The 23,207-nt window shown below is 70.2% G+C and carries 20 protein-coding genes and 1 riboswitch; of the genes, 5 read left to right on the plus strand and 15 right to left on the minus strand.

The features are described 5' to 3' along the window. Positions 1-50: 50 nt before the first annotated feature. Genes HD841_RS17580 through HD841_RS17590 form a run of 3 tightly spaced genes read left to right on the plus strand, consistent with a single transcriptional unit; the run spans position 51 to position 1,767 of the window. The gene (locus HD841_RS17580) at positions 51-737 is read left to right on the plus strand and encodes an alpha-ketoglutarate-dependent dioxygenase AlkB (protein ID WP_306455799.1); all 687 of its coding nucleotides are present in this window, start codon (positions 51-53) and stop codon (positions 735-737) included. Continuing rightward, on the plus strand, positions 737-1,579 hold the full coding sequence (locus HD841_RS17585; RefSeq protein WP_179510202.1) for an exonuclease domain-containing protein: 843 nt from the start codon (positions 737-739) through the stop codon (positions 1,577-1,579). The genes HD841_RS17580 and HD841_RS17585 overlap by 1 nt, the downstream gene beginning before the upstream one ends. A gap of 35 nt (positions 1,580-1,614) precedes the next feature. Beyond that, positions 1,615-1,767: a CsbD family protein gene (locus tag HD841_RS17590; RefSeq protein ID WP_179510203.1), complete on the plus strand. Its 153-nt coding sequence runs from the start codon at positions 1,615-1,617 to the stop codon at positions 1,765-1,767. Between the two features lie 4 nt (positions 1,768-1,771). Here HD841_RS17590 and pnuC read toward each other — a convergent pair whose 3' ends face one another. The 4 genes from pnuC to mqo all read right to left on the minus strand — a co-directional run bounded on the left by pnuC (position 1,772) and on the right by mqo (position 7,748). Then, complete coding sequence (gene pnuC, locus HD841_RS17595) at positions 1,772-2,356, minus strand: nicotinamide riboside transporter PnuC (RefSeq protein WP_179510204.1); 585 nt, start codon at positions 2,354-2,356, stop codon at positions 1,772-1,774. Next, positions 2,353-3,495: a phosphotransferase enzyme family protein gene (locus HD841_RS17600; RefSeq protein ID WP_257015735.1), complete on the minus strand. Its 1,143-nt coding sequence runs from the start codon at positions 3,493-3,495 to the stop codon at positions 2,353-2,355. The genes pnuC and HD841_RS17600 overlap by 4 nt, the downstream gene beginning before the upstream one ends. Positions 3,496-3,499: 4 nt before the next feature. Beyond that, positions 3,500-5,713 (minus strand): TonB-dependent receptor, encoded by a 2,214-nt coding sequence (locus tag HD841_RS17605; RefSeq protein WP_257015759.1) that lies wholly within the window; start codon positions 5,711-5,713, stop codon positions 3,500-3,502. Between the two features lie 131 nt (positions 5,714-5,844). Next, a riboswitch (TPP riboswitch) is annotated at positions 5,845-5,933 on the minus strand. A 99-nt stretch (positions 5,934-6,032) separates the two neighbouring features. Further along, on the minus strand, positions 6,033-7,748 hold the full coding sequence (mqo, locus tag HD841_RS17610) for a malate dehydrogenase (quinone) (RefSeq protein ID WP_179510206.1): 1,716 nt from the start codon (positions 7,746-7,748) through the stop codon (positions 6,033-6,035). Positions 7,749-8,081: 333 nt separating this feature from the next. On the opposite strand from mqo, the gene HD841_RS17615 reads away from it, so the two are divergent. Continuing rightward, complete coding sequence (locus HD841_RS17615) at positions 8,082-9,776, plus strand: ATP-binding protein (protein WP_373563062.1); 1,695 nt, start codon at positions 8,082-8,084, stop codon at positions 9,774-9,776. Continuing rightward, positions 9,773-11,062: a sigma-54-dependent transcriptional regulator gene (locus tag HD841_RS17620; RefSeq protein ID WP_257015739.1), complete on the plus strand. Its 1,290-nt coding sequence runs from the start codon at positions 9,773-9,775 to the stop codon at positions 11,060-11,062. The genes HD841_RS17615 and HD841_RS17620 overlap by 4 nt, the downstream gene beginning before the upstream one ends. A 3-nt stretch (positions 11,063-11,065) precedes the next feature. On the opposite strand, the gene HD841_RS17625 is transcribed toward HD841_RS17620, so the two are convergent. The 11 genes from HD841_RS17625 to HD841_RS17675 all read right to left on the minus strand — a co-directional run bounded on the left by HD841_RS17625 (position 11,066) and on the right by HD841_RS17675 (position 23,206). After that, positions 11,066-12,085 carry a patatin-like phospholipase family protein gene (locus tag HD841_RS17625; RefSeq protein WP_218845630.1) on the minus strand — a complete coding sequence of 340 codons (1,020 nt, stop codon included), beginning with the start codon at positions 12,083-12,085 and terminating at the stop codon, positions 11,066-11,068. Beyond that, positions 12,082-12,795 (minus strand): DUF2161 domain-containing phosphodiesterase, encoded by a 714-nt coding sequence (locus HD841_RS17630; RefSeq protein WP_179510207.1) that lies wholly within the window; start codon positions 12,793-12,795, stop codon positions 12,082-12,084. Before HD841_RS17630 ends, HD841_RS17625 begins: the two co-directional genes overlap by 4 nt. Beyond that, complete coding sequence (locus HD841_RS17635; protein WP_218845631.1) at positions 12,796-14,202, minus strand: hypothetical protein; 1,407 nt, start codon at positions 14,200-14,202, stop codon at positions 12,796-12,798. It abuts the gene before it with no gap. 71 nt (positions 14,203-14,273) lie between these two features. Continuing rightward, positions 14,274-15,560 (minus strand): MFS transporter, encoded by a 1,287-nt coding sequence (locus HD841_RS17640; protein ID WP_179510208.1) that lies wholly within the window; start codon positions 15,558-15,560, stop codon positions 14,274-14,276. 785 nt (positions 15,561-16,345) lie between these two features. Then, complete coding sequence (locus HD841_RS17645) at positions 16,346-16,486, minus strand: hypothetical protein (protein WP_179510209.1); 141 nt, start codon at positions 16,484-16,486, stop codon at positions 16,346-16,348. Between the two features lie 136 nt (positions 16,487-16,622). Then, entirely contained in the window at positions 16,623-17,651 is a 1,029-nt protein-coding gene (locus tag HD841_RS17650; RefSeq protein ID WP_179510210.1) for a c-type cytochrome, read from the minus strand. Continuing rightward, positions 17,648-18,226: a cytochrome c oxidase assembly protein gene (locus HD841_RS17655; protein WP_179510211.1), complete on the minus strand. Its 579-nt coding sequence runs from the start codon at positions 18,224-18,226 to the stop codon at positions 17,648-17,650. Before HD841_RS17655 ends, HD841_RS17650 begins: the two co-directional genes overlap by 4 nt. After that, positions 18,223-18,600 (minus strand): hypothetical protein, encoded by a 378-nt coding sequence (locus tag HD841_RS17660; RefSeq protein ID WP_179510212.1) that lies wholly within the window; start codon positions 18,598-18,600, stop codon positions 18,223-18,225. The genes HD841_RS17655 and HD841_RS17660 overlap by 4 nt, the downstream gene beginning before the upstream one ends. Then, positions 18,597-21,107: a cytochrome c oxidase subunit I gene (ctaD, locus tag HD841_RS17665; RefSeq protein WP_179510213.1), complete on the minus strand. Its 2,511-nt coding sequence runs from the start codon at positions 21,105-21,107 to the stop codon at positions 18,597-18,599. Before ctaD ends, HD841_RS17660 begins: the two co-directional genes overlap by 4 nt. Continuing rightward, positions 21,104-22,078, minus strand: a complete 975-nt coding sequence (gene coxB / locus HD841_RS17670; protein WP_179510214.1) for a cytochrome c oxidase subunit II — start codon at positions 22,076-22,078, stop codon at positions 21,104-21,106. Before coxB ends, ctaD begins: the two co-directional genes overlap by 4 nt. A gap of 126 nt (positions 22,079-22,204) precedes the next feature. Continuing rightward, positions 22,205-23,206 carry an SDR family oxidoreductase gene (locus HD841_RS17675; protein ID WP_218845632.1) on the minus strand — a complete coding sequence of 334 codons (1,002 nt, stop codon included), beginning with the start codon at positions 23,204-23,206 and terminating at the stop codon, positions 22,205-22,207. Position 23,207: the final 1 nt, after the last annotated feature.

Consider the following 23,207-nt stretch of genomic DNA (forward strand, 5'->3'; position numbering starts at 1 on the left):
CAAGCGGACGGACGGTTTCTCAAAGAGATAGGGCGGCGCGATCGGTTCGGTTGCGGGGACTGGGGGCGGGGCCTACATCGGACGCCCGTGCGCATCTCCCCGACCTCGATCCTTTGCCCGCCGCGCCGCGGCGCCTGCCGCTGATGCGCGACCTGTTCGACCGGCCGCTGCTGCCCGGACTGCGTAGCGAGGAGGCGTTCGTCACGCCCGACGACGAACGGGCGCTGATCGCGGCGATCGACGCGCTCGCGCTGGCACCGTTCCAGTTCCAGGGCTGGACGGGCAAGCGGCTGACGCACAGCTTCGGGCTGCATTACGATTTCGAGCGTGGCGCGCTCGCGCCGACCGCGCCGATGCCGGACTGGCTGCTGCCGATCCGCGCGCGCGCCGAGGCGTTCGCCGGGGTGGCGGCCGGCACCTTCGTCCAGGCGCTGCTGATCCGGTACGATCCCGGCGCGGGGATCGGCTGGCACCGCGACCGTCCGCAGTTCGACCATGTCGTCGGCGTCTCGCTGGGCGCGCCGGCCGCGATGCGCTTCCGCCGCCGCGCGGGGGAGCGGTTCGAGCGGCTCACCGCACCGCTGCCGCCGCGCGGCATCTACCACCTTCACGGCGAGGCCCGCCATGACTGGGAGCATAGCATCGCCGCCATGACCGAGACGCGCTGGTCGATCACGCTGCGCAGCCTGTCCGAACGCGGCCGCCGGATGCTCGGTGCGGCCGGAGGGGGCGCGTGATGACGCCCGATTTCGTCGTCATCGACGTCGAGACCGCCTGTGCGCGGGTGAGCAGCATCTGCCAGGTCGGCATCGTCGGCTTCCGCGACGGGCGTGAGGTGTTCGCCTATGAGACGCTGCTCGACCCGTGCGACGACTTCCATGCGATGAACACGCGCATCCACGGCATCGCCGCGCATCATGTCGTCGGCCAGCCGACCTTCGCGCATGTCCATGCCGAGATCGACCGTCACCTGAGCGGGCGGATCACCGTCGCGCATTCCTATTTCGACAAGGGCGCGCTCGCCGCCGCCTGCCGCGTCCACGATCGCGCGCCGATCGAGACGGTGTGGCTGGACAGCGTCCGGGTGGCGAAGCGCGCCTGGCCGGACCTCGCCAATCACAAGCTCGGCGGCCTCGCGCGCTTCCTCGGCATCGCCCATCGCCACCACGATGCGCTGAGCGATGCGCGCGCGGCCGGCTGGGTGATCGTCAAGGCGATCGACCATACCGGCCTGTCGCTCGCCGACTGGCTCGCGCCGCCGCGCAAGCCGCAGGCGGCACCGCGCGCGGCGGCCGAGGGGCCGCTGAAGGGCGAACGGATCGTCGTCGTCGGCGAGGCGCGCGACGGCAGGATCGCACATGCGCTGGCGGCGCAGGGCGGTGCGATCATGTCCGCAGTCGGGCTGACGACGACGATGGTGGTCGTCGCGGAGGGCGCCGTGGACGCACGCGCGCCGCGCGCCGTCGCGGAACTGGGCAAGGCAGAGGCGGCGCGCCGGGCCGGCCGGCCGATCCACATCGTATCGGCGCACACGCCTGGGCTGCTGCCCGAGGATTGCGGGACCATTGTTCGCGGTTGAGGGGTTGAGGCCCCGACACGAACGAGGACATTGCCATGAACAAGCTCATTTCCGGCATCGAAGGCGCGATCAACACCGCCGTCGGCAAGGCCAAGCAGAACGCCGACAATCCCTCGCTGCACGGCGAAGGCGCCGAGCAGGAAGCGCGCGGTACGCGTCAGCAGGCGGACGCGAAGAAGAAGGACTGATCCGCTACGCCTGCCGGCGGGGCGCGTCCCCCCGGCCGGCGCCCGCCTCGCGCCACTGCCGATAGCCGATGACCGCCAGCCCGATCATCGCCGCGTACAGCCCCGCGGTCGGCAGCAGCCCCTTCCAGACGAACATGCCGACGTAACAGGTGTCGACCACGATCCAGAGCAGCCAGCTGGCGGCATGGCGGCGCGCGGTCCAATATTGCGCGACGAGGCTGAAGCTGCTTAGCGTGGCATCCATCCAGGGCAGCGCCGCGTCGGTATGGTGGCTGGTCAGCCAGCCGATGGCCGCCGCGCCCGCGGCTCCGGCCGCCAGTCCCGCCAGCGCCGGCGTCGGGCGCAACGGCGTCACCACCACCTCGCCCGCGCTGTCGGTGCCGCGCGCCCACGCCACCCAGCCGTAGACGATCGCGATCCCGAACAGCATCTGCAGCACCATGTCGGCATAGAGCCGCTCGGCAAGGAACAGCTTGGCGTATAGGGCGCAGGCGACGAGGTTGACCGGCCAGCACAGCATGTGCCGCCGCGCGGTCAGCCAGATGCCGGCGAAGCTGACGACGACCGCGACGATCTCCAGCGTCGTCATCGCCCGGACTCGCCGATCCGGTCGAGGAAGACTCGTCCGGGAGGCGAGGCGAACCACCGCGCATGGCCGAGGACATAGTCGTCCCAGGTCGCGGTCGCGGCGTGCTGGTCGGCGACCACGCCGGCGAAATAGTCGATCTCCGACAGCGCGAATTCGAGGTGGACGAGCGGCAGCAGCCGGACGATCGCGGCGATATCGGCGGCGGCGAGCGGCATGACGGCGGCATAGCCGGCGAGCAGCGCGAGCACCGCCTCGGCATCGCCGATGTCGTCGCCCTGCGGCAGGTCGAGCCAGCGGATCGCGGTGCGTTCGATCGCGGTGGCGATGTCGTGGAGCGCGCAGGTGCGATCGGCGAGTCCGAAGTCGATCACCGTGCGCACGGCGCCGTCATCCGCCCACAGGAGGTTGGAGGGATGCCAGTCGTTGTGCGTCCACAGCGGCGGCTGCTCCGCCAGCATCGCGGCGAGACCCTCGCCGAAGGTCGCGAACAGCGCGGCGAGCGGCGCGCGCCATGGTCGCGGTGCGAGGAACGCGGCCAGCGCCGGCCGGGCGGCGGCATAGGCCGCGACCGCCGCCAGAGGATCGCGCGCGGGCAGGATGGTGAGGCTGGCGACGAGCGGCTGTGGCGTGCGCGCCGGGGCGGAATAGTCGCGCGCGGCACGGTGCAAGCGGGCCAGCGCCATGCCGGCGGCATGCGCCTGCGCGTGCGAGAAGAACGGCGTCCACGACGGCCGGTCGCGATACAGATCCGCGCCCGCCGCCTGCCGGTGCAGTTCGTAGCGCCAGCGGCCGATCGCCACCGCGGTCGCGCCGTCCGCGCCCCGCACGATCTCCGGCACCGACACCCCCGCTGCGGCGAGATGCGCGATGAACGCATGTTCCTCGCCCAGCCCCTCGATCGACCGGACGCGATAATGATGGCGCTTCAGCAGGACAATGCCGGTCGCGGTATGCACCAGCGTCGCCGCCGAGAACGGCCGCGGCGAGTGCCACGCCAGCCCGGTCATCCGCCCCGCCGCCGGGAAACGGGCGATCACCGCCGCCGCCTCGCCGACGGTGATCGCCGGCCAGGTCGCCGCCTCCAGCGCCTGTCCCATGCCATGCACCAGATGGCCGGCGGGTTCGCGGACCGGCGTCATCGCCTCAGAACGCGCGCGACAGCGTCGCCATCACCGCGGCGCCGCTGCCGATATAATAAGCCGGCGCCTGGCCGGCGATGATGCTGCCGTTGCGACCGGTCGTGTCGCGCGCGTTGGTGGTCACCGCCTGGACGCCGGCGAGCACGTGCGGGTCGGTGACGTTGATCGCATTGATGCGCAGATCGGTGCGCTTCCCGTCGAGCCATTCGGCGAGATGCACGCCGATCGACAGGTCGAGCGTCGCATAGCCCCGGATACGCTCGTCGTTCATGAAGCTGGCATATTGGGGGCCGAGATATTTCGACGCGACGCTGCCGAAGACATGGCCGTCGTCGAAGGTGCCGCCGGCGCCGACCTGCACCGTCGGGCTCGACACCGCATGCTTGCCGCGCGTCGGCAGCAGATCGCCGCCGACCGGCAGGTCGTCGTCGAGCCGCGCATGCAGATATTCGCCCGACAGATAGAGGCTGACCGTCGGCGTCGGCCGGTAATCGATCTCGGCATCGACGCCATAGGACGTCTGCCCGCCGGCGTTGCGCGTCGCATTCACCTGCGCGCCGCCGCTGTCGATCACCGTCGCCAGCTGGCGGTTGCGGAATGCGTAGTGGAAGCCGGTCACCGAGGCGGACACGGCCTCGCCGATGAAGCGATAGCCGACCTCCTCGGACACCGCATATTCGTTCTTCAGCGCATCGCTGCCCTGCGCCACCACCACGCCGCCGGCATAACTGTTGTACAAGGCGAATTCATTGGGGGTGCGGAAGTTGGTGGTGACGTTGGCGAACAGCTGTTGCCGGTCGTCGAGCCGATAGTGGACCGCCGCGCGCGGCAGCGCGGCGAAGCGGTCGATCCGCACCTTGCCCTGCGGCCCGGGCAGATAGTTGCGGCCGTTGCGCAGCACGTCGACGCCCTTGAAGCCGACGTCGACCGTCAGCCGCGGCGTCACCGCGATACTGTCGGCGAGGAAGAAGCCTTTGGTGACGGTGACGGTGCGCTGGTTCTCATAAGCGAGCAGGCGGCCGTCGGCGGTGCGGATCGCCTTGGCGCGATAGCCCCAGCGGTCGGTCGGCTGCCCGTCGGCGTCGATGCTGGTATAGGATTGCGTGACCCGGTCGGTGCCATAGTCGAACCACAGCCCGGCGGTGATGCGATGGTTGCCGGCGCGCAGCGTCAGCTTGGTGACGGTGCCGCCGCGGAACTGGTCGCCGGTGTAATTGCCGAGCACCGTCGCCACGCCGTCGACCGCACCGGGCAGCACGATCGGGTCGGCGAGCGCTTCGGTGCCGAGATAATTGCCCGTGGTGGCAAGCTGCGTCCCGTAGGGCGAATTGCCGTAGCCGAATTGCGCATAGCTGGTGCTGTCCAGCGTCAGCCGCTCGCCGAGCACGAGATGCACCGGCGCCGAGGCGTAGAGGTTGCGGAACGGCGCGCGGTAGAGCCGCCAGTAATTGGTGTCGCCCGGCGTGTAGCGGCGATCATGGTTGAAGCCGCGGCCCTGCGCCTGCCAGTCGGCGAGCGTCGGGCTGGGATAGCTCGAACTGTTGGCGTCGTTGAACGACAGCGCGAGGCTGGCGCGATTGCCGGCGCCCCATTCGTTCAGCAGCTTGGCGTCGATATGCTGGCGCGTGTCGAAGCCGGCGCCGCGCCAATTGTCGGCGCGGGTGCGCGAATAGGACAGGAAGGCCCTCATCCCGGTGTTGCCGATCGTGCCGCTGTCGACGCGCACGAAGGCGCGCCGCGCCGCATAGCTGCCGAGCGACAGGTCGACGAGACCGCCCGCCCGCGCCTTGGGATCGTCGAGCGCGAGCGACAGCAGCCCGCCGGCGCCGCCGAGCGTCGGCGAATCGATGTCGACCGACCCTTGCGCCACCGATATCCGCCGGAGGTTGCCGGGATCGGCAAATTGCGAGGGATAGGCGTAATAATAGCCGATGTCGTTCTGCGGCGCGCCCTCCATCAGCACGCCGATCTCGTCCTGCCCCAGTCCGCGCAGCGTCAGGCTGGAACTGGTCGACAGGCCGTAGGGATCGCTCGATGCGACGTTCGCGCCGGGCAGCAGCGTCACCAGCTGGAAGGCGTTGAGCGTCGGCGCCTGTTTGACGATGAAGTCGGCCGAGATCGCGCTCTGGCTTTTCGGCGCGTCCTGATCGGGCAGCAGCCCCGCCGGGTCGGGATGGCCGACGACGCGGATCTCCGCGGGTTCGCCGGTCTGCGCCATCGCGGGCGCGGCGAGCAGCAACGCCGGCACAGCCAGCACGCGGCGGCGCCGCGCGGGTCGATCGAAACGGGAATTACGAGCCGAAATCGTCCACATCCACTTCATCGGAGGAACGACGGCCGCGCCGCAGACCCTCCCTACGCCGGTATCACCCGGATCAGGTTCAGCGGGTCATGGGCTGCTGCCCACCTCTCAGCCGCGCATCAGCGGCCCCCCGGGGATGCCGATGGCTTAGGCGCTCTCGCGCGACGTGGATAGGGGAATTGCACGGGGACCGGCACCACCGGCGCGACCGTGATCGCGCCGGTGTTGTCCGCCGTTACAGCGCCAGGTCGGGGTGGCGGTCGGCCTTGACGCGGGTGGCGGCGGGGCGGGGCCGGGTGGCGATGTGAACCGCCGGCGGCGGCGTCGTCAGCTGGAGCGCGTCGTTGGTCTGCGCCCATTCCTGCGCTAGCAGATCGGGATGGTCGTTGAGCGCGATGCCGTAGGAGGGCACGATCGTGCGCAGCGTATCCTGCCACGCCGCGGTCGCGAGGCGCTTGGGGAAGACCGTCTTGAGCAGGTTGAGCATGATCGCCGGTGCGGTCGAGGCACCCGGCGACGCGCCGAGCAGCGCGGCGATCGAGCCGTCCTGCGACGCGACGATCTCGGTGCCGAGCTTGAGCACGCCGCCCTTCTTGGGATCGCGCTTGATGATCTGCACGCGCTGCCCCGCCTGCCACAGCTTCCAGTCCTCGCCGCGGGCGCCGGGCAGATACTCGCGCAATGCCTTCAGCCGGTCCTCGTCGGACATCATCAGCTGGCCGGCGAGATATTCGACCAGGTCGAAATTGTCCCAGCCGACCGCGACCATCGGCCGGAAATTGTCGAGCGTTACCGACGCCGGCAGGTCGAAATAGGAGCCGTGCTTGAGGAATTTGGTCGAGAAGGTCGCGAACGGGCCGAACAGTAGCGCGCGGCGCTTGTCGAAATAGCGCGTGTCGAGATGCGGCACCGACATCGGCGGCGAGCCGACCGCCGCCTTGCCGTAGACCTTGGCCAGATGGCGGTTGGCGATCTCCGGCTTCTCCGAGACGAGGAACGAGCCACCGACCGGGAAGCCGGCGTAATTGTCCGCCTCTGGAATGCCCGACGCCTGCAGGATCGGCAGCGCGCCGCCGCCAGCGCCGGCGAAGACGAAGCGCGCGTTGATGATCCTTTTGCCGCCGCCGTTGGTCGCCTCGGCGGTGACGCGCCAGCTCTTGTCCGCATTGCGCTCGAGCTTGCGCACCTCATAGCCGGCGGTCATCGTCACGCCCTGCTGGCGGCCGAGCGACGTGACATATTGCCGCGTCACCTCGCCCCAGTCGCAATCGGTGCCGAGCGGCGAGCGTGTCGCCGCCAGCGGCAGGCCGCCGCTGCGCCCCTCCATCATCAGCGGCACCCATTGCCCGATCTGATGCGGGTCGGTGGTGAATTCCATTCCCGAGAACAACGGGCTGGCGCCGAGCGCCGCATGCCGCTTGCGCAGGAAGGCGACGTTCTCGCGGCCCCAGACGAGGTTCATGTGCGGCGTCGAGTTGATGAAGGCGCGGGGATCGCTGAGCACGCCGGCGCGCAGCTGGTGGCTGAGGAACTGGCGGGTAATCTGCCATTGCTCGTTGATCTCGATCGCCTTGGCGATCTCGACGCGGCCGTCGGCGGCGTTGACCGGCGTGTAGTTGAGCTCGCACAGCGCCGAATGGCCGGTGCCGGCGTTGTTCCACCCGTCCGAACTCTCGCCCGCCGCGCGGTCCAGCCGCTCGACCATCTCGATCGTCCAGGTCGGTTCGAGCTGGCGCAGCAGCACGCCGAGCGTCGCGCTCATGATGCCGCCGCCGATCAGCAGCACGTCGACCGTGTGCTCGGTGCGCTCCTGCGCGCGTGCCGCCGCCGGCAGCAGTGAGGCGCCACCCGCGGCGACGACCGAGCCGATCAGGCCGCGGCGGGTGATGGCGGGCGCCGAGAGGGGCGAACTGTCCACGGCGGGGGCCGCCGCGCGAATTTCGTCAGGCATCGCATGATCCTTCTGCAACCGCTTCCGATACGACGTCATAGGACGGCGCGGTCGGAGCGGGATGATATCGGGACGGCGGCGCCAGGCTGATCCCGGCCGCCGCCGCCGTCGCCGCACCCCGGACGGAGCACGGCGAACGTGTGCGCTGCTTGTGCCCCATGCCGGCCTGCGGACTGTGCAGAAAACGACATCCGGAAGAAACGGCGGAATCGTGCGGGTTTGGGGGTCATCGAGCCCTGCTCCGGGCTCCGTCTTGGGCAAGAAGTGACACATCGCCATCCCGGAAAGTGCAACATCTTGCCGCGGGCCGGGCAGGGGCCTAAAGACTTGGGGGTGAGTCTCCGCTCCCTGATCCGCGGCTGGCCGTGGCTGGCAGGCGTGCTGCTGCTCGCGGTCGCTGCCGCGATCCTCGCCGGCACGATCGCGCAGCGGCGGACGATCGCGCAGCAGCAGGTCGAGGTGACGCAGGACGCGCGGCTGCGTGCCGCCTTGCTCGACAGCGAGATCGCGCGCTTCCGGCTGTTGCCGCTGACCTTCGCCGACGACCGCAACGTCGCCGCGGCGATCACCGGCACCGCTGCGGCGCGCTCGGCGCTCAACCGCAAGCTGGAGGCGCTGGCGCATGTCACCGGCGCACCGGCGATCTATGTCGTCGGCCCGGACGGCTGGTCGATCGCGGCAAGCAACTGGCGCAGCCCGCGCGCCTTCGTCGGCATCGACTATCGCACCCGCCCCTATGTCCGGCAGGCGAAGGCGACCGGGGAGGGAAGCCATTTCGCGATCGGCAGCGTCAGCCAGCGCCCCGGCCTCTATCTCGCCGCGCGCGCGGCGGCTGGCGGCATCACCGTCATCAAGCTGGAATTCGACCGGATCGAACGGGCCTGGGCGCGCAGCGGTGGCATCAGCTTCGTCCACGACGCCGGGCAGCGCATCCTCGTCACCAGCCGCCCGGGCTGGCGCTTCGCCACGGTCGCGCATGGCGCGTCGACGGGGCGCGGCGGCGGGCAGACGAGGGTGGCGCTGGTGCCGGTCGGCGACGGACGGGTGCGGATCGGCGGCGTGGGGCCCTCGTTCGTCGCGCATGCGGTGCCGGTCAGCCAGCCGGGCTGGCGACTGGTGCAGATGCGCCCCGTCGACCGGGCGATCGCGGCGGCGCGATGGTTCGCCGCGGCGGCGGCCGGGGCGAGCGTCGTGGCGCTCGGCGTGATCGCCTGGGCGCTGCGCCAGCGCCACCTCGCGACCCGCCGGCGGACCGCTGAACTCGAGGCTGCGGTGGCCGAGCGCACCGCCGACCTGCGCCGCGAGGCGGCGGAACGGGCGCGATCCGACGCGCGCGGCGCCGAATTGCGCGAGGGGCTGCGGCAGGCGAACCGGCTCGCCTCGCTCGGCCAGATCACCGCCAGTGTCGCGCACGAGACCGCGCAGCCGGTGGCGGCGATCCGCACTTACGCGGAAACCAGCCGGATGCTGCTCGACCGCGACGATCCCGACGCGGTGCGCGCCAATTTGCGCACGATCGCGCAACTCGCCGACCGGGTCGGCGTGGTGACCGCGCAGCTTCGCGCCTTCTCGCGCCGCCAGCCGCGCGAGTTGCGCCCCGTCTCGCTCGCCGAGGTGATCGACGGCGCGCTGCTGATCGTGCGCGAGCAGCTCAAGGAGGCGGTGCTCGAGCGGCCGGCGGTCGATCCGGCGCTGATGGTCGTCGGCGGCAAGGTCCGCCTCGAACAGGTGCTGGTCAACCTTGTCCAGAATGCGCTCGATGCGCTCGCCGGCCGGGCCGAACGGCGCATCACGCTCACCCTGATCGAGGACGAGGCCGAGGTGCGGCTGCGGGTCGCGGACAGCGGCCCCGGCATCGACCCCGCGATCGCCGCCGGCCTGTTCAAGCCGTTCAACACCAGCCGCGAGGCCGGCCTCGGCCTCGGGCTGGTCATCGCGCAGGACATCATGGCCGACCTTGGCGGCTGGCTGCATCATCTGCCCTCCGCGAGCGGGGCGCTGTTCGAGATCGGGATGCGACGCGCATGACCACGATGGACAAGGCATTGGTCGTCGCATTGGTCGACGATGAGGCGGATTTGCGAAACGCCGCGACGCAATTGCTCACCCTGCACGGCTTCCAAGTACGCCCCTTCACCGACGCAGGCAGCGCGCTGCCTGAACTCACCGCCGACTTTCCCGGTATCGTCATCACCGACGTACGCATGCCGGGCATGTCGGGGCTGGAGCTGATGGATGCGGTGCGCGGCCGTGATCCCGACCTGCCGGTGCTGCTGCTCACCGGCCATGGCGACATCGGCATGGCGGTCGAGGCGATCAAGAACGGCGCGTGGGACTTCCTCTCCAAGCCGTTCGATCCCGAGGCTCTGGTCGCGGCGGCGGTGCGGGCGGCGACCGCGCGCGGGCTGACGCTGGAGAACCGGCGGCTGCGCGCGCTGGCCGACGAACAGCAGGGTGAGACGCTGATCGGCGACAGTCTCGCGATCCGGCGGCTGCGCGGCATGATCCCGCTGCTCGCCGACGCGCCGCTCGATCTGGTGATCGAGGGCGAGGTGGGGACGGGGCGCGAGCATTTCGCGCGGCTGGTCCATCGCGCCGGGCGGCGCGCGCGCCACCGCTTCCTCGTCATCGATTGCGCGACGGTGCCGGTCGCGCTGGTCGAACGCGAATTGTTCGCGCGCAACGGGCCGATCGACCGCGCGCATCGCGGCACCCTGTTCCTCGACCATCTCGAAGCCGCCGGGCCTGAATTGCAGAACCGGCTCGCGCATTTCGCCGAGACGCGCGCGTTGCCGCTCGACGGGCGCGATCCGCATGCGGTCGACGTGCGGATCGTCGCCGCGCTCGAGGAGGGGCAGCGCGACCGTATCCTGCCGGGGTTGTTCCATCTGCTGGCCGGCGTGCCGCTGCGCCTGCCGCCGCTGTCCGAGCGCAAGGAGGACATTCCGATGCTCTTCGCGCATTTCGCGGCGCGCGCCGCCGAACGGCATCGCTGCGCCGTGCCGGCGCTCGCCGATCACGCGATGCGGGTGGCGGCGCGGCCGTGGCCGGGCAACGTGCTCGAACTGGAGAAAGCGGCGGAGCGCATCTGCCTGGGCCTCGACGATGGTGCCCCGAGCAGCGGCGAACCGGCGTCGCTGCCGGAACGGCTCGATGCGTTCGAACGGGCGACGATCATCGATGCGATCGCCGCTGCCGACGGCGAGATCGCCGCGGCGATCCAGGCGCTCAAGCTGCCGCGCAAGACCTTCTATTACCGGGTCAACCGGCTCGGCATCGACCTGCGCGCGATCCGCCGCAAGGCGCGGTCCTGACGGTCAGTCGTCGTCCGGCGCGACGACGGTGAGCCCGGGCACGCCGATCGACAGGCGACCCGCCTGCAAGCGCGCCACGACACGCCGGCCCGCAGCGAGCCCCGCCGCCCAGCGCTGCTCGATCGTGCGGGCGGAGAAATCGAGCGCCTTGCCCGCGACCTCGTCCTGCTGCTCGGTATAGGGCACCCGCACCAGCGAGACCTGACGGTCGGTGCGGCCGGCATAGACAGCCTGCCAGCGCGCGATGGTGCGGCGGGATTGGGCGGCGAACATCAGGTCCTGCATGCGGCTCGCCGCCTCGCCGAGCGTCGCCGGCCGCGCGCCGTCGAGCGGCAGCAGGTCGACCGCGATGCACAGCGTCGGCCGCGGCGGCGGATCGGCGAGCACCGGATCGAGCGGCAGGTTGGCGGCGATCCCGCCGTCCACCAGCCAGCGCCCGTCGATCGCGACGGGCGGAAAGAATACCGGCAGCGCGGCGCTGGCGCGGATATGATCAGGGCCGATCCGCCGCTCCCGGCTGTCGAAGACCACGTCGTCGCCGCTCTCCAGATCGACCGCGGTGGCGGTGAAACGGCAGGGGCCGGCGTTGAGCCGGTCGAAGTCGATCGTGCGGGCGAGCGTCTCGCGCAACTGCTCGGTCTCGAACAGCGACGGTTTGTCGTCGGTCCATGGCAGCAGCGCGGAGAGTGCAGGGCCGAACAGGCCGCGCCGCCCGGCGGCGACGGTCCAGGTCACGGCGGAGGTGCGCCGGCCGGTCTCCATCGCACCCGACAGCCAGGGCGCGGTCCAGTCGAGGGGCATGGGCGTCTGCGGTCGCCAGATGTCGCGCAGCGCCGCCAGCCTGTCCTCCCGCGCGGTTCCGGCGATGACGGCGGCGTTGATCGCGCCGATCGACGCGCCGATCATCCAGTCGGGCGCGAGTCCCTGTTCGTCCAGCGCCTCGTAGACGCCCGCCTGGAACGCCCCCAGCGCGTTGCCGCCGCTGAACACCAGGACGAGGTCGAAGGCGCGGTCTGCGGTCATGCCGCGACCTTGGGCGCGGGCGCCGGCGGAGGCAAGCTGGCCAGCCCCGCCGCGGACAGGCGATAGACGCCGGGGCGCACCCGCTCGAACCACCCATAGACGTTGTTGCGCAGGATCGTGCCGGCATCCTCGGCGAGATGCGTGAGGTCGCGCGGCCGCATCTCTGCCGCTCCGATCGCCTGGGCGCAGGCGATGGCGCGCTGGCGATAGGCGGTCATGATCGGCTGGCGCGTCGATCCGCCCTGCGTCGGGTCGCCCTTGCGCCCGGCATGTTCCTTGAGCAGCCGGCGGCGCTGCGGCAGGTTGGCGCGCGGCCGGTAGGCGACCGGCTCGCACAGCACCGCCACCGTGTTCAGCCGCAGGTCGACCGTCAGCAGGCCGACGCCGAGCAGCCGGCACAGGCGGGTGACGCGGCCGTCCTGATCGCGGCCGCGGCGGCTGGCGATGACCGCGAGGTAGATCTGGTCGGCGCAGCGCAGCCGGTCGACCGCCTGGAGCACGAGTTCGAGCGTGAACGACAGTTTGAGTTCGGCGATGACGAGGATCGGCGGCTCGCCCGGCCGGATGCCGACCGCGTCGCAGCCGCATATCTCGCCCTTCACCGCGAAGCCCTGTGCCTCCAGGAACGCCTTTACCGGCGGGTAAAGCGCGGTCTCGCTGAGTCGGATATGGGTATGCGGCACCGCATTCTCTGTCGCGGCATCGGTCATTTAGGCCGCGCCCTGCCGGCGCACCGCGAGCGCAAGGTCGCTGTGGATCGGGCCGAGCGGCGCGTGCAGCAGGCCGGCGCTGCTCGCTGCCGTCGCCCGCCGCCGGATCGCGCCGGCGCGCGTGTCAAATTCGACCAGACTGTAATCGCCGTCGGCGAGCCCCGGAACCGTCACCGTCGCCATCGGCGCGTCGTCGCACGGGCTGATCGTGCCCGCCTTCGTGCTGTCGGTGCGGACCAGCCAGGCGAGCGCCTGTGCGTCGTCGCCGCAGCCGACCACCGCGACGCCGGCATCGTCGCAGGTGATCGCGCCGGTCAGGTTGCGGCGCCGGAAGCGCGTCCAGTCGATGCATGGCAGGAACGCCGTTAGCCCCCGCTGCGCCTCCCGCATGCCGGTGGTGAGCACGTGCGGGTGGCGGTTGGGCCAGCGCATGCCACCGCCCGCGCCGCCGCTGGCGCAATGCGCCCATTGGATATGGCGGAAATATTCGTCGTCGAACGCGTCGGGCAGCGTCCGCTTCTTGTCCTTGAAGCTGTGGATCGGCCCATGTTCCGAATCGAACACCGGGCGACCCGTGCCGGCTTCGTGGACTGCGGTCTGCATCAGCCGCGCGACGGCGAGCGCGGGGATCACCGTGTCCTGCGGCGCATCGATCGTGCCGCGCTCGTAGAGATGGGTGTTGGCGACATCGAGGTCGGGATGGCGGAAGATCGGCTCGACCAGCGTCGGATGGTTGATCAGCTCTGGCCCGAAGACCGAGACGGTCTGCAGGTTGGCGACCCCGCGCCGGGCGATCTCATGCGCACGCAGCCAGGGGGCGACATCGGCGATGAACGGCGCCACCGCGGCCGGATCGTTGCCGCCGTGCGCGGGATGGATTTCGTTCCAGATGTCCCACGCGAACAGCGCCGGGCTGCCGCCCCAGCGGTCGCTGGCGAAGGCGAGCCGGTGCTTGATCGCCGCGCGCGTCTCGGCACAGGTCAGCCACGTCCGCGGGCTGGCGCAGACCCCGCCGTTGGCGCGATTGTAGGGATGGTGACGCCAGCGGATCCACATGAAGAACGTGTCGTAGGGCGTGAGCAGCACGTGCATCCCGACCTTTTCGAGCAGCGCGAACAGATCGTCCCAGAACCCGACCATGTTCGGCACGAACCGCCCGACGGGCCGCTCGAGATAGCGATGCTCGCCATGGCAATATTCGAGCATGAGCCGGAGGCAGGTCACGCCGTGATCGCGCAGCCAGACGAGGTGCCGCTCGACCGCCGCGGTGTCGCGCCGGCGGAACAACGGCGCCAGTTCGGGCCAGGTCACCGCATCATTGTGCCCGATCGGCGTCCAGGCGGCGCCGTGCTCGGTGACGAAATAGGGCAGGCCGGGGCGGACCTGGATGCGGGGCGGTGATGACACGGCGGTCGATTAGCCCTGGCCCCGCCCGATGACCATCCTGCTCCGCGCGTCCCGGCCAAGTTCTTCGCACATCAACGGCCTGCGGCGGGCGGCGCGATCCGTGGCGTGGCGCGCAACAGGCTCCACAACACCGCGGCGGCGAGGAGGTCGAGCGCCGCCAGCGCCGCGAACAGCGGATCATAGCCCCAGGCATCGGCGCTCTGGCCGATCAGCAGCGTGAACAGCATGCCGCCGACCCACGCCGAGGTCCCGGCCATGCCGCTGGCGGTGCCAACAGTGCGGCTGTCGAACATGTCGGCGCAGAGGGTGATTAGGGCGCCGCTGAGCATCTGGTGCGCAAAGCCGCCGACGCAGAACAGCAGAATCGCCATTCCGGGCGACGCGGCAAGGCCGATGCACGCCGGACCGATCATGCACAGCGCGCCGATCGTCATCGTGATCTTGCGCGAGGCGACGAGCGATACGCCCCGGCGCATCAGCCAGCTCGGCAGCACGCCCGCGGCGAGGCTGCCGACATCGGCGGCGAGGAACGGCATCCACGCCCACAGAGCGATGCTCTTGAGGTCAAGCTGCCAGACCGAGACGAGATAGAGCGGGATGAAGAAGTTGAAGGTCTGCCACGCCGGTTCGGCGAGGAAACGCGGCACCGCAATGCCCCAGAAGGCGCGGCTCCTGAGCAGATCCTTGCGCGTCGCCGGCTTGGCGTCGACGTCTTCGCCGCGCGCCAGCGTCATCGCGGCGCGGTCCGCCTCGCTCAGCGCGGGATGATCGGCGGGGCTGCGATACGCCCAATACCACAGGAACGCCCAGACGAGGCTGAGGCCGCCGGTGACGACGAAGGCGGCCTGCCAGTTCCAGGCGAGGATGCAGAAGGCGACGAGCGGCGGGGCGATCATGTTGCCGACGCTGGTGCCCATCTGGAAGACGCTGGTCGCGAGCGAGCGTTCGCGCGGCGGAAACCATTCCGACACCGTCTTGGCGCCGGCGGGGATCGCCGCCGCCTCGCTGGCGCCGAGCAGCGCGCGAAACGCCGCGAGGCTCGGCCAGCCGGTCGCCAGCGCATGCGCCATGTTGGCGAGCGCCCAGCCGACCGCGAACAGGAAGAAGCCGAGCCGCGTGCCGAGCAGGTCGAGCATGCTGCCCGCGACGGTCTGCATCACGGTGTAGCTGGCCTGGAAGGCGAGCACGACCCAGCTGTAATCCTCGGTCGTCATGCCGAATTCGCTCTTGAGCTGCGGCGCCGCCACCGACAGCGTCGACCGCGCGAGATAGTTGAGGATCGTGCCGAGCGTGACGAGGCCGATCAGCCGCCAGCGCAGCGGGATGCCGCGCCAGCCGCGACGATGGCCGACGCTCATCGGATGCGCTCGATGACGGGCGTGGCGGACCCGTTGGGGGTGCCTGTCCCACGAGCCGCGGCAACGATCAGCCGCGTGACACGGTCAGCCATGGTTCTGCCTCTCCTATGCGACTGCGATAGCATCGGATTATCGGCCTTACCAGTGGTGGGCGGCGGTGCGTTCGTGGTGTGAGGGATGCGGGGGATTGGTGTTGCTGTCTTTTGAGCAGATTATGAGGAGTTGCGTGGTGGCCGAAGCCGAATTCGGCTGATCTGGTCTGACCAGCGTCTGCACTCGCTATCGCTAGCGACGCCGCTTGAGCGGTGGATCTGGGTAGCTGGATCGACATTCAAGATTTGGAGGAATTGGACTGGATGTCGTCCGTCTAATCGCACCCGTCATCCCGGACTTTTCCGGGGTCCACCCTGCGGCGAGGGGAAAGGCTTGAGGGGGCACCGTTCTCTTGTGGCCCGGTGGACCCCGGAACGAGTCCGGGGTGACGGATAGGGGGAGGACGCCGATCGAACCTCATCATTGCAGCCATAGGCGGTAGTTCTGCTCTGGCCGGCAGAATTGGCGGAATGTCGATCCCGTCTAATCCCATCCCGTCACCCCGGACTTGTTCCGGGGTCCACCCTGCGGCGAGGGGAACGGCTTGAGGGGACACCGTGCTCTTGTCGCCCGGTGGACCCCGGAACAAGTCCGGGGTGACGGGTAGGAGCTGGATGCCGATCGAGCCTCATCATCGCGGGCATGGGCGATGGGCCTCCCTCTGGCGGGGAGGGATAGGGTATCGATGCGGCTCAGCGGTCGAGCAGGAAGCGGAACCAGCCTTCGTACATGCCGCCGAAGGCGATCAGACAGGCGATGACGAGCAGCGCGATCGCGCCATATGCGATCGGACCGGGCCGCACCTTTTCCGATGGCTTGGTTCTCTTGATCATGTCCGTCTCGCTTCGCCGTGATCGTCGATGGGGTCGCGGCCGATCCTGTCGACGTGACGTTCCGGAATGCTGACGACAGGCTCCGTCCGACCCAAGAACGGGCCGGTCCGGCCCGATCTTCGGCGAGGCGGCGGAATTAGCGCGTCTGGCCAGCGAGATAACGGGCGAGCGGGTCGATCATCTCTTCGGGAATGCGGCGTGCGATCACCGGCATCGTCGCCGGGCTCTTGCGCGCGTCGACCACCGCCTCGTCGCCGCGCCAATGGCGCAGCCGGGCGGCGATATAGGGGGCGCGCTGGCCGGCGAGGACGGGATAGGCCTTGCCCGGCGCGTGGCAGCTGGCGCAGGCGGGCAGTTGCAGCCGTGGCAGGCCGGCGGTGACGATCCGCGCCGCCGCTTCGCTGCCCGCGGGCGCGCCGCCGAGCCCCGGCATGGCGGCGAAGCGCCGCGCCGCGTCCGCCATCGCCGCCGGCTTCATGCGCATCGCGACCTGCTGCATCACCGCACTGGACCGGCGGCCGTCGGCATAGCCTTGCAGCGCGGCGAGCAGATAGGCCGGGTCCTGCCCGCCGAGCACGGGGATGTCGGGTGCGCCGCGCCCCCGGCCGTCCGTGCCGTGGCAGCCAGTGCAGGTGGCGAGCTCGGCACCGGGGTTCGCCTCGGCGACCAGGGCGTCATACTCTGCCGCTGTCATGCCGGGCAGGCGGCGGACGAAGGCGACCATGCGCCGCACCTCGTCGGGGCGGTCCTGCACGGGCCAGGCCGGCATGCCGGTATATTTGACGCCGTGCTGGAGGATCCAGAAGAGCTGCTTGTCCGTCCATTGCTTCGCGTTGACGGCAAGGTCGGGCGCGGGCGGGGTCGCGCCCTGCATCACCGGCGCGGGCTTGAGGCCGGGGGCGCCGTGGCAGACCGCGCAGGCATTGGCGAAATGCCCCGCGGCGCTGACCAGGCCGGAGCGGTCGGCGGGATCGTCGGGGCTGCTGAAGGCCGCATGGGTGCGCACCGAATTGCGCATCGTCCAATGCAGGAACCAGTCGGTGATCGGCCAGTGGCCGCTGGAGGCGGCGATGTTGAACACGCCCGACCAGGCGAACAGCAGCCCCGCCACGGCGAGGCCGACCAGCGTCGCGATCGCGCGCGCCCAGGTGATGCGGATCGTCATGCCGGGGCCTCGCTTCGGGTCTGGAGGAGCCGGCCGAGCATCGCCAGCCCGCCGAGCAGATAGGCGACGCCGCCGACCAGCAGCATGACGACGCCGGCGATCTGCTGGTCGATCAGCGCATCGGCGCCGTGGTGCGTGTAGAGCGGACGCGGCGCGAGGCCGATCAGCGCGCCGAGCAAGGTCATGTGCATCGACGTGACGAGCAAGGCGCCGACGCCCGCGGCGCGGTGGCGCGGGGCGAGCACCGCCGACCAGAGCAGCAGCCCGGCGGCGAGGAAGCTCGCCTGTTCGAGGATCAGCCACGCCGGCTGGTGATCGGCGAGGCGGCGCAGCGCGGGGACGTGCCAGCCCCAGACGATCACCGCCTCGACCAGCGCGGCGGGCAGCGGCGCGGCAAGGCGCGGCCAGCGAGTGGCGGGATCCCAGCGACCGTGCTGCACGCCGAACGCGACGAGCGGCGCGGCGATCGCCACCGCGATCATATGCGCCGCCATATGGCCGGTCATGCCCTGGCCGCTCAGCGCCCAGCCGACCGGCAGCAGTGCGAGTCCCGCGATGAGGCTGGCGCGCGTCACCGGCAGTCGCTCAGCACGATCACCGGCATGGCGGTGAACACGACCGCGACGAAGCTGAGCGCGCACAGCAGCAGCGTCGAATAAGCGAGGAAGCGGAGGCGGTCGATGTCGGTGCCGTCGTCGTGCGGCGCGGGCGCGCCGGGGGTGCGCGCCTGCTGCCAGGCGATCACGCCCGCCGCGACGATCACCAGCAACGCGACCAGCGTGCCGATCGCAAAGGCGGTCGGAAACCGCGCCCAGACGCCGAGCTTGGCGCAGGACACCGCCGCCCAGAGGTAGGAGAAGAGGAAATGCACCGCCCAGGTCGTCGGCGGCACGATCAGCGTCCACAGCGTGACGCTGAGGCGGCGGGCGCGGTGCAGCCAGCGCCTCACAGCCCCGCCTCCGGGAACAGGCCGATCGTCAGATAGGTGACGAGTGCGGTGAGCGCGAAGAAATGCTGGTAGACGGTGATGTTGCGCAGGTCGGCGTCATGCGTCGGCGTCATCCGCCCGGCGAGGCTGCGCGCCAGCGTATAGACCTGCATGATCGCGCCGATCGCGGCGTGGACGATCGTCCAGATCACCAGCACCCAGACGATCGCCGGATAGACGTTCGCCTTGGGATCGAGCCCGTCGAGGCAGCGCAGGCCGGTGGCCAGGCTGGCGATCGCCGCCACCGCCCCGGCGACGAGCAGCGCCCGCGCCGGCAGCACCGCGGCGCGCGCATGCAGGCCGCGGGCGGCGACGGTCGCCGCCCAGCTCGCCAGCGACAGCAGCAAGGTGACGATCGGCCAAGAGACTCCCGGTCCGTCGAACCCGGCGCCGAAATCGGGATGTATCGTCCAGTAGAAATAATAGCCGAACACCAATCCCGAAAAGGCGGTGGCATCCGCCATCATCGTGATGAACATCGCCCACCAGCCCGGCGCCGCCGGACCCGCGATGTACAGCGGCAGGGTGATGCCGTGGCCGATCGGCTTTTCGGGCTTTTCCGGGATCTCGGCGGTGTCCCACAGCCACCACAGGACGCAGCCGAGCGTCACCACGCCGCTCAGCGCCGAGAGCAGATAGAGGTGATAGGTGGTGAGGATGAACACCGCGCCGAGCGCGACCGCGGTCATCATCGGCTTGACGCTCGGCGTGCCGAGGCGGATCACCGACACCGGCTTCGCGTCGAGCACCGAGGTGATGATCGTCTCGCGCCGGCCCTCCTCGGCGTCGGGCAGGAAGAAGCGGCCCTCGTCGACCTTGGCGACGAAATCCGTCTGGTCCCAGATCGGATAGCGGCTCTCGATCAGCGGCACCGAGCGGATGCCCCAATCCTCGTCCTCCGGCAGCGCCAGCCATTCGAGCGTGCCCGCGTTCCACGGATTGCGCACCGCCTTCTGCCGCGTCGGCGACAGCGCGAGGTCGATCACCAGCACCAGCACGCCGGTGGCGAACAGATAGGCGCCCGCGGTCGAGGCGAGGTTGAGCCAGCCGATGTTGAGATCGGCGGGATAGGTGAACACGCGCCGCGGCATCCCCTCCAGCCCCGACAGATGCATCGGGAAGAAGGTGAGATTGACGCCGACGAACATGATCCAGAAGGCGATGCGGCCGAGCCGGTCGGACAGTTTCTTGCCGGTGATCAGCGGCCAGTAATAATAGAGGCCGCCGAACAGCGGCAGCAAGGTGCCGCCGATCAGCACGTAATGGAGGTGCGCGACGATGAAATAGGTGTCGTGCGCCTGCCAGTCGAACGGCGCGATCGCGACCATCACGCCGGTCAGCCCGCCGATCACGAACACCGCGAGGCTGCCGCTGGCATAGAGCAAAGGCACCGACCATTTGACCTTGCCCGCCCAGAGCGTCGCGATGAAGGCGAAGATCTGCACGCCGGTCGGGATCGCGACGGCTTCGGAGGCGGCGGAGAAGAAGGCGAGGCTGATCTTGGGCAGGCCGGTCGCGAACATATGGTGGACCCACAGGCCGAACGACAGGAAGGCGGTGCCGACCGCCGCCAGCACGATCCACGGATAACCGAGCAGGTGGCGCTGCGCGAAGGTGGGGATCATCATCGCGAACAGCGCGATCGACGGCAGGAAGACGATATAGACTTCCGGATGGCCGAAGATCCAGAACAGATGCTGCCACAGCAGCGGATCGCCGCCCTTGGCCGCGTCGAAGAACGGCCATCCGAGCAGCCGCTCCATCTCGAACAGCAGGTCGCCCGCGATCAGCGGCGGGAAGGCGAACAGGATCATCACCGCGACGACGAGGATATACCAGGCGTAGAGCGGCATCAGGTTGAGCCGCATGCCGGGCGGACGGCATTTGAGCACGCCGACGATCAGCTCGACCGCGGCGGCGACCGACGAGACCTCGATGAAGCTGAGGCCGAGCATCCAGATGTCGGCGCCGAGGCCGCTGAGGTCGGTGCGCGTGGTCAGCGGCGGATACATGAACCAGCCGCCATCGGGCGCGGCGTTGAAGAAGATCGAGCCGCCGACGAACACGCCGCCGAGCAGGAAGCTCCAGTATCCGAATGCCGACAGGCGCGGGAAGGGCAGGTCGCGCGCGCCGAGCAGCTGCGGCAGCAGGATGATCGACACCGCCTCGAACATCGGCACCGCGAACAGGAACATCATCATCGAGCCGTGCAGCGTGAACAGCTGGTTGAACGTGTTCGCCGAGACGAGGTCGTTGTCGGGCACCGCGAGCTGCGTGCGCATCACCAGCGCGAGCACGCCGGCGAACAGCATGAAGCCGAACGCGGTCAGCGTGTACCACACGCCGATGCGGTTGTTGTTGACGTCGGTCCAGCGGAAGAACCAGCCCGACGGCGGCTTCCACACCGCGCGCAGCCGCGCCTCCTGCGCCGCGCGGAGCTGGGGATCGTCTTGCGCGTGGAGGCTCATTTGAGGCCCTGGAGATAGCGGGCGATGGCAATGGCCTCCGCTTGCGACAGCTGCGGGAAGGCGGGCATGCGCACGCCGGGCTTGGTGGCTTCGGGATGGCGGATGAAGCGCGCGACGTTCGTGGTCGTCATCGGCAGGATGCCCGCGGCGAGCGTCTGGCGCGCGCCGAAATGGCTGAGGTCGGGACCGATGCCGCGCGCGCTGCCGCTGCCGCTGCCGACGACATGGCAGGCGGCGCAGCCGTTCGCGGCGAACAGTCGCGCGCCGGGATCGGCGGCGGCCGGGGTTGCCGGGCGGCGCTGCGCGGCGAGCCAGGCGTCGAAGGCGGCAGGCTCCATCGCGACGACGTCGAGCGCCATCAGCGCGTGGCTGAGCCCGCAGAATTCGGCGCATTGGCCGCGGTAGCGGCCGGCGGTGTCGGCGCGCACGACGAGCGTGTTGGTGCGACCGGGGATCATGTCCATCTTGCCGCCCAGCCCGGGGATCCAGAAGCTGTGGACGACGTCGGCGGCGGTCAGGCGGAAGGCGACGGTGCGGCCGACGGGGATGCGCACCTCATTGGCGGTCTCCACCGCGCCGCCGCCGGGCGGGCGATAGGTGACGCGCCACCAGAATTGCTCGCCCTCGACGGCGATCCGCATGTCGACCGGGCGCACCTCGCGCGGCTTCATGAAGGGGAGGGAATAGACGAGCAGCGTGAGCAGCACGATCGTCGGCACGATGCCGCCGAGCCACAGCACCAGCCGCATGCCGCCGGCATGGGTCAGCGCGCCCTCGCGCGCGCGCACCGCATGCCGCATCAGCAGCGCCACGGCGATCGCGATGACGACCGACCCGGCCAGCATGATCAGGAACAGGTGGCGGATGTCGAGCGCATCGGCGCCGAACGGGGCGAGCGCCGATTGATGCCGATTGCACGCGGTGAGCAGGCCGGCCGCGCCGACGCATGAAATAGATCTGAGCCCCCGCATGTGCTTCCATAACGCCACCGGTCCGAAACGGTTCGGCCGCGCCGTGTAAGGAAGTGTTTCCCTTCGGCTCCCCTCCCGAAACGGGAGGGGAGGGATGCGGCCTGCCTTGCGGGAGGAGCGCCGGCGTTACGCCGGCTGGCCGTTGCCGCCGGTCGACCCGAAGATCTGGCCGGTGGAATAGCTGAGCGCCGGATCGGCGGCGGCGACGTACAGGCCGGCGATCTCGGCCGGCTGGCCGGCGCGCGCCATCGGCGAATCGCTGCCGAAGCTCCTGAGCTTGTCGGGCGTCGCGCCGCCGCTGACCTGCAACGGCGTCCAGAACGGGCCGGGCGCGACCGCGTTGACGCGGATGCCGCGGCTGGCGAGCTGCTTGGCCATGCTCTTGGTGAAGTTGAGCACCGCGGCGCGGGTCATCGCATAATCGACGATGTCGGGCGAGGGATTGCCGGCCTGTTCGGACGAGGTGTTGACGATCACCGCGCCCGCACCCATCCGCTCGACCGCCGCCTTGGTCAGCCAGAACGGCGCATAGACGTTGGTCTTCATCGTATCGTCGAAATCCTGGCTGGAGATGTCGGCGATGCCGGTGCGGGTCTGCTGCCGCGCGGCGTTGTTGACGAGGATGTCGAGCCCGCCGAGCTGCTCGGCGGCCTGTTGCACCAGCTTGCGGCAGAAGCGTTCGTCGCGCAGGTCGCCGGGCAGCGCGACCGCCTTGCGGCCCTCGGCACGGATCAGCGCGACGACTTCACGCGCATCGGGTTCTTCGGCGGGCAGATAGTTGATCGCGACATCGGCACCCTCGCGGGCATAAGCGATTGCCGCGGCGCGGCCGATGCCGCTGTCGCCGCCGGTGATCAGCGCCTTTTTGCCGGCGAGCTTGCCGGATCCCTTGTAACTGGTTTCGCCATGATCGGGGCGCGGCGTCATCTTGGAGGCGAGACCCGGCCACGGCTGGCGCTGCACCGGATAGGGCGGCTTGGGATAGGCGGCGGCGGCGGGCGTGGTCGCGGCCGGGGTGCCGCCGGTCTGCGCGGCTGCGGCTGCGGCGGCGGCGGCGCTGGCCGCGGCGGTGGAGCCGGCGGCCAGGGCGGCACCCGCCACGAAGGTGCGGCGTGTGGTATCGGTCATG

This window comes from Sphingomonas melonis, from assembly GCF_013409985.1.
In the GTDB taxonomy this organism is placed as follows: Bacteria; Pseudomonadota; Alphaproteobacteria; order Sphingomonadales; family Sphingomonadaceae; genus Sphingomonas; species Sphingomonas melonis_A.

Excerpts from the sequence above, each read along its gene's own strand:
- HD841_RS17585 (WP_179510202.1), top strand. The coding sequence starts at position 737 with ATGACGCCCGATTTCGTCGTCATCGACGTCGAGACCGCCTGTGCGCGG.
- HD841_RS17590 (WP_179510203.1), top strand. The coding sequence starts at position 1,615 with ATGAACAAGCTCATTTCCGGCATCGAAGGCGCGATCAACACCGCCGTC.
- pnuC (WP_179510204.1), bottom strand. The coding sequence starts at position 2,356 with ATGACGACGCTGGAGATCGTCGCGGTCGTCGTCAGCTTCGCCGGCATC.
- HD841_RS17600 (WP_257015735.1), bottom strand. The coding sequence starts at position 3,495 with ATGACGCCGGTCCGCGAACCCGCCGGCCATCTGGTGCATGGCATGGGA.
- HD841_RS17605 (WP_257015759.1), bottom strand. The coding sequence starts at position 5,713 with ATGGCGCAGACCGGCGAACCCGCGGAGATCCGCGTCGTCGGCCATCCC.
- mqo (WP_179510206.1), bottom strand. The coding sequence starts at position 7,748 with ATGCCTGACGAAATTCGCGCGGCGGCCCCCGCCGTGGACAGTTCGCCC.
- HD841_RS17620 (WP_257015739.1), top strand. The coding sequence starts at position 9,773 with ATGACCACGATGGACAAGGCATTGGTCGTCGCATTGGTCGACGATGAG.
- HD841_RS17625 (WP_218845630.1), bottom strand. The coding sequence starts at position 12,085 with ATGACCGCAGACCGCGCCTTCGACCTCGTCCTGGTGTTCAGCGGCGGC.
- HD841_RS17630 (WP_179510207.1), bottom strand. The coding sequence starts at position 12,795 with ATGACCGATGCCGCGACAGAGAATGCGGTGCCGCATACCCATATCCGA.
- HD841_RS17640 (WP_179510208.1), bottom strand. The coding sequence starts at position 15,560 with ATGAGCGTCGGCCATCGTCGCGGCTGGCGCGGCATCCCGCTGCGCTGG.
- HD841_RS17645 (WP_179510209.1), bottom strand. The coding sequence starts at position 16,486 with ATGATCAAGAGAACCAAGCCATCGGAAAAGGTGCGGCCCGGTCCGATC.
- HD841_RS17650 (WP_179510210.1), bottom strand. The coding sequence starts at position 17,651 with ATGACGATCCGCATCACCTGGGCGCGCGCGATCGCGACGCTGGTCGGC.
- ctaD (WP_179510213.1), bottom strand. The coding sequence starts at position 21,107 with ATGAGCCTCCACGCGCAAGACGATCCCCAGCTCCGCGCGGCGCAGGAG.
- coxB (WP_179510214.1), bottom strand. The coding sequence starts at position 22,078 with ATGCGGGGGCTCAGATCTATTTCATGCGTCGGCGCGGCCGGCCTGCTC.
- HD841_RS17675 (WP_218845632.1), bottom strand. The coding sequence starts at position 23,206 with ATGACCGATACCACACGCCGCACCTTCGTGGCGGGTGCCGCCCTGGCC.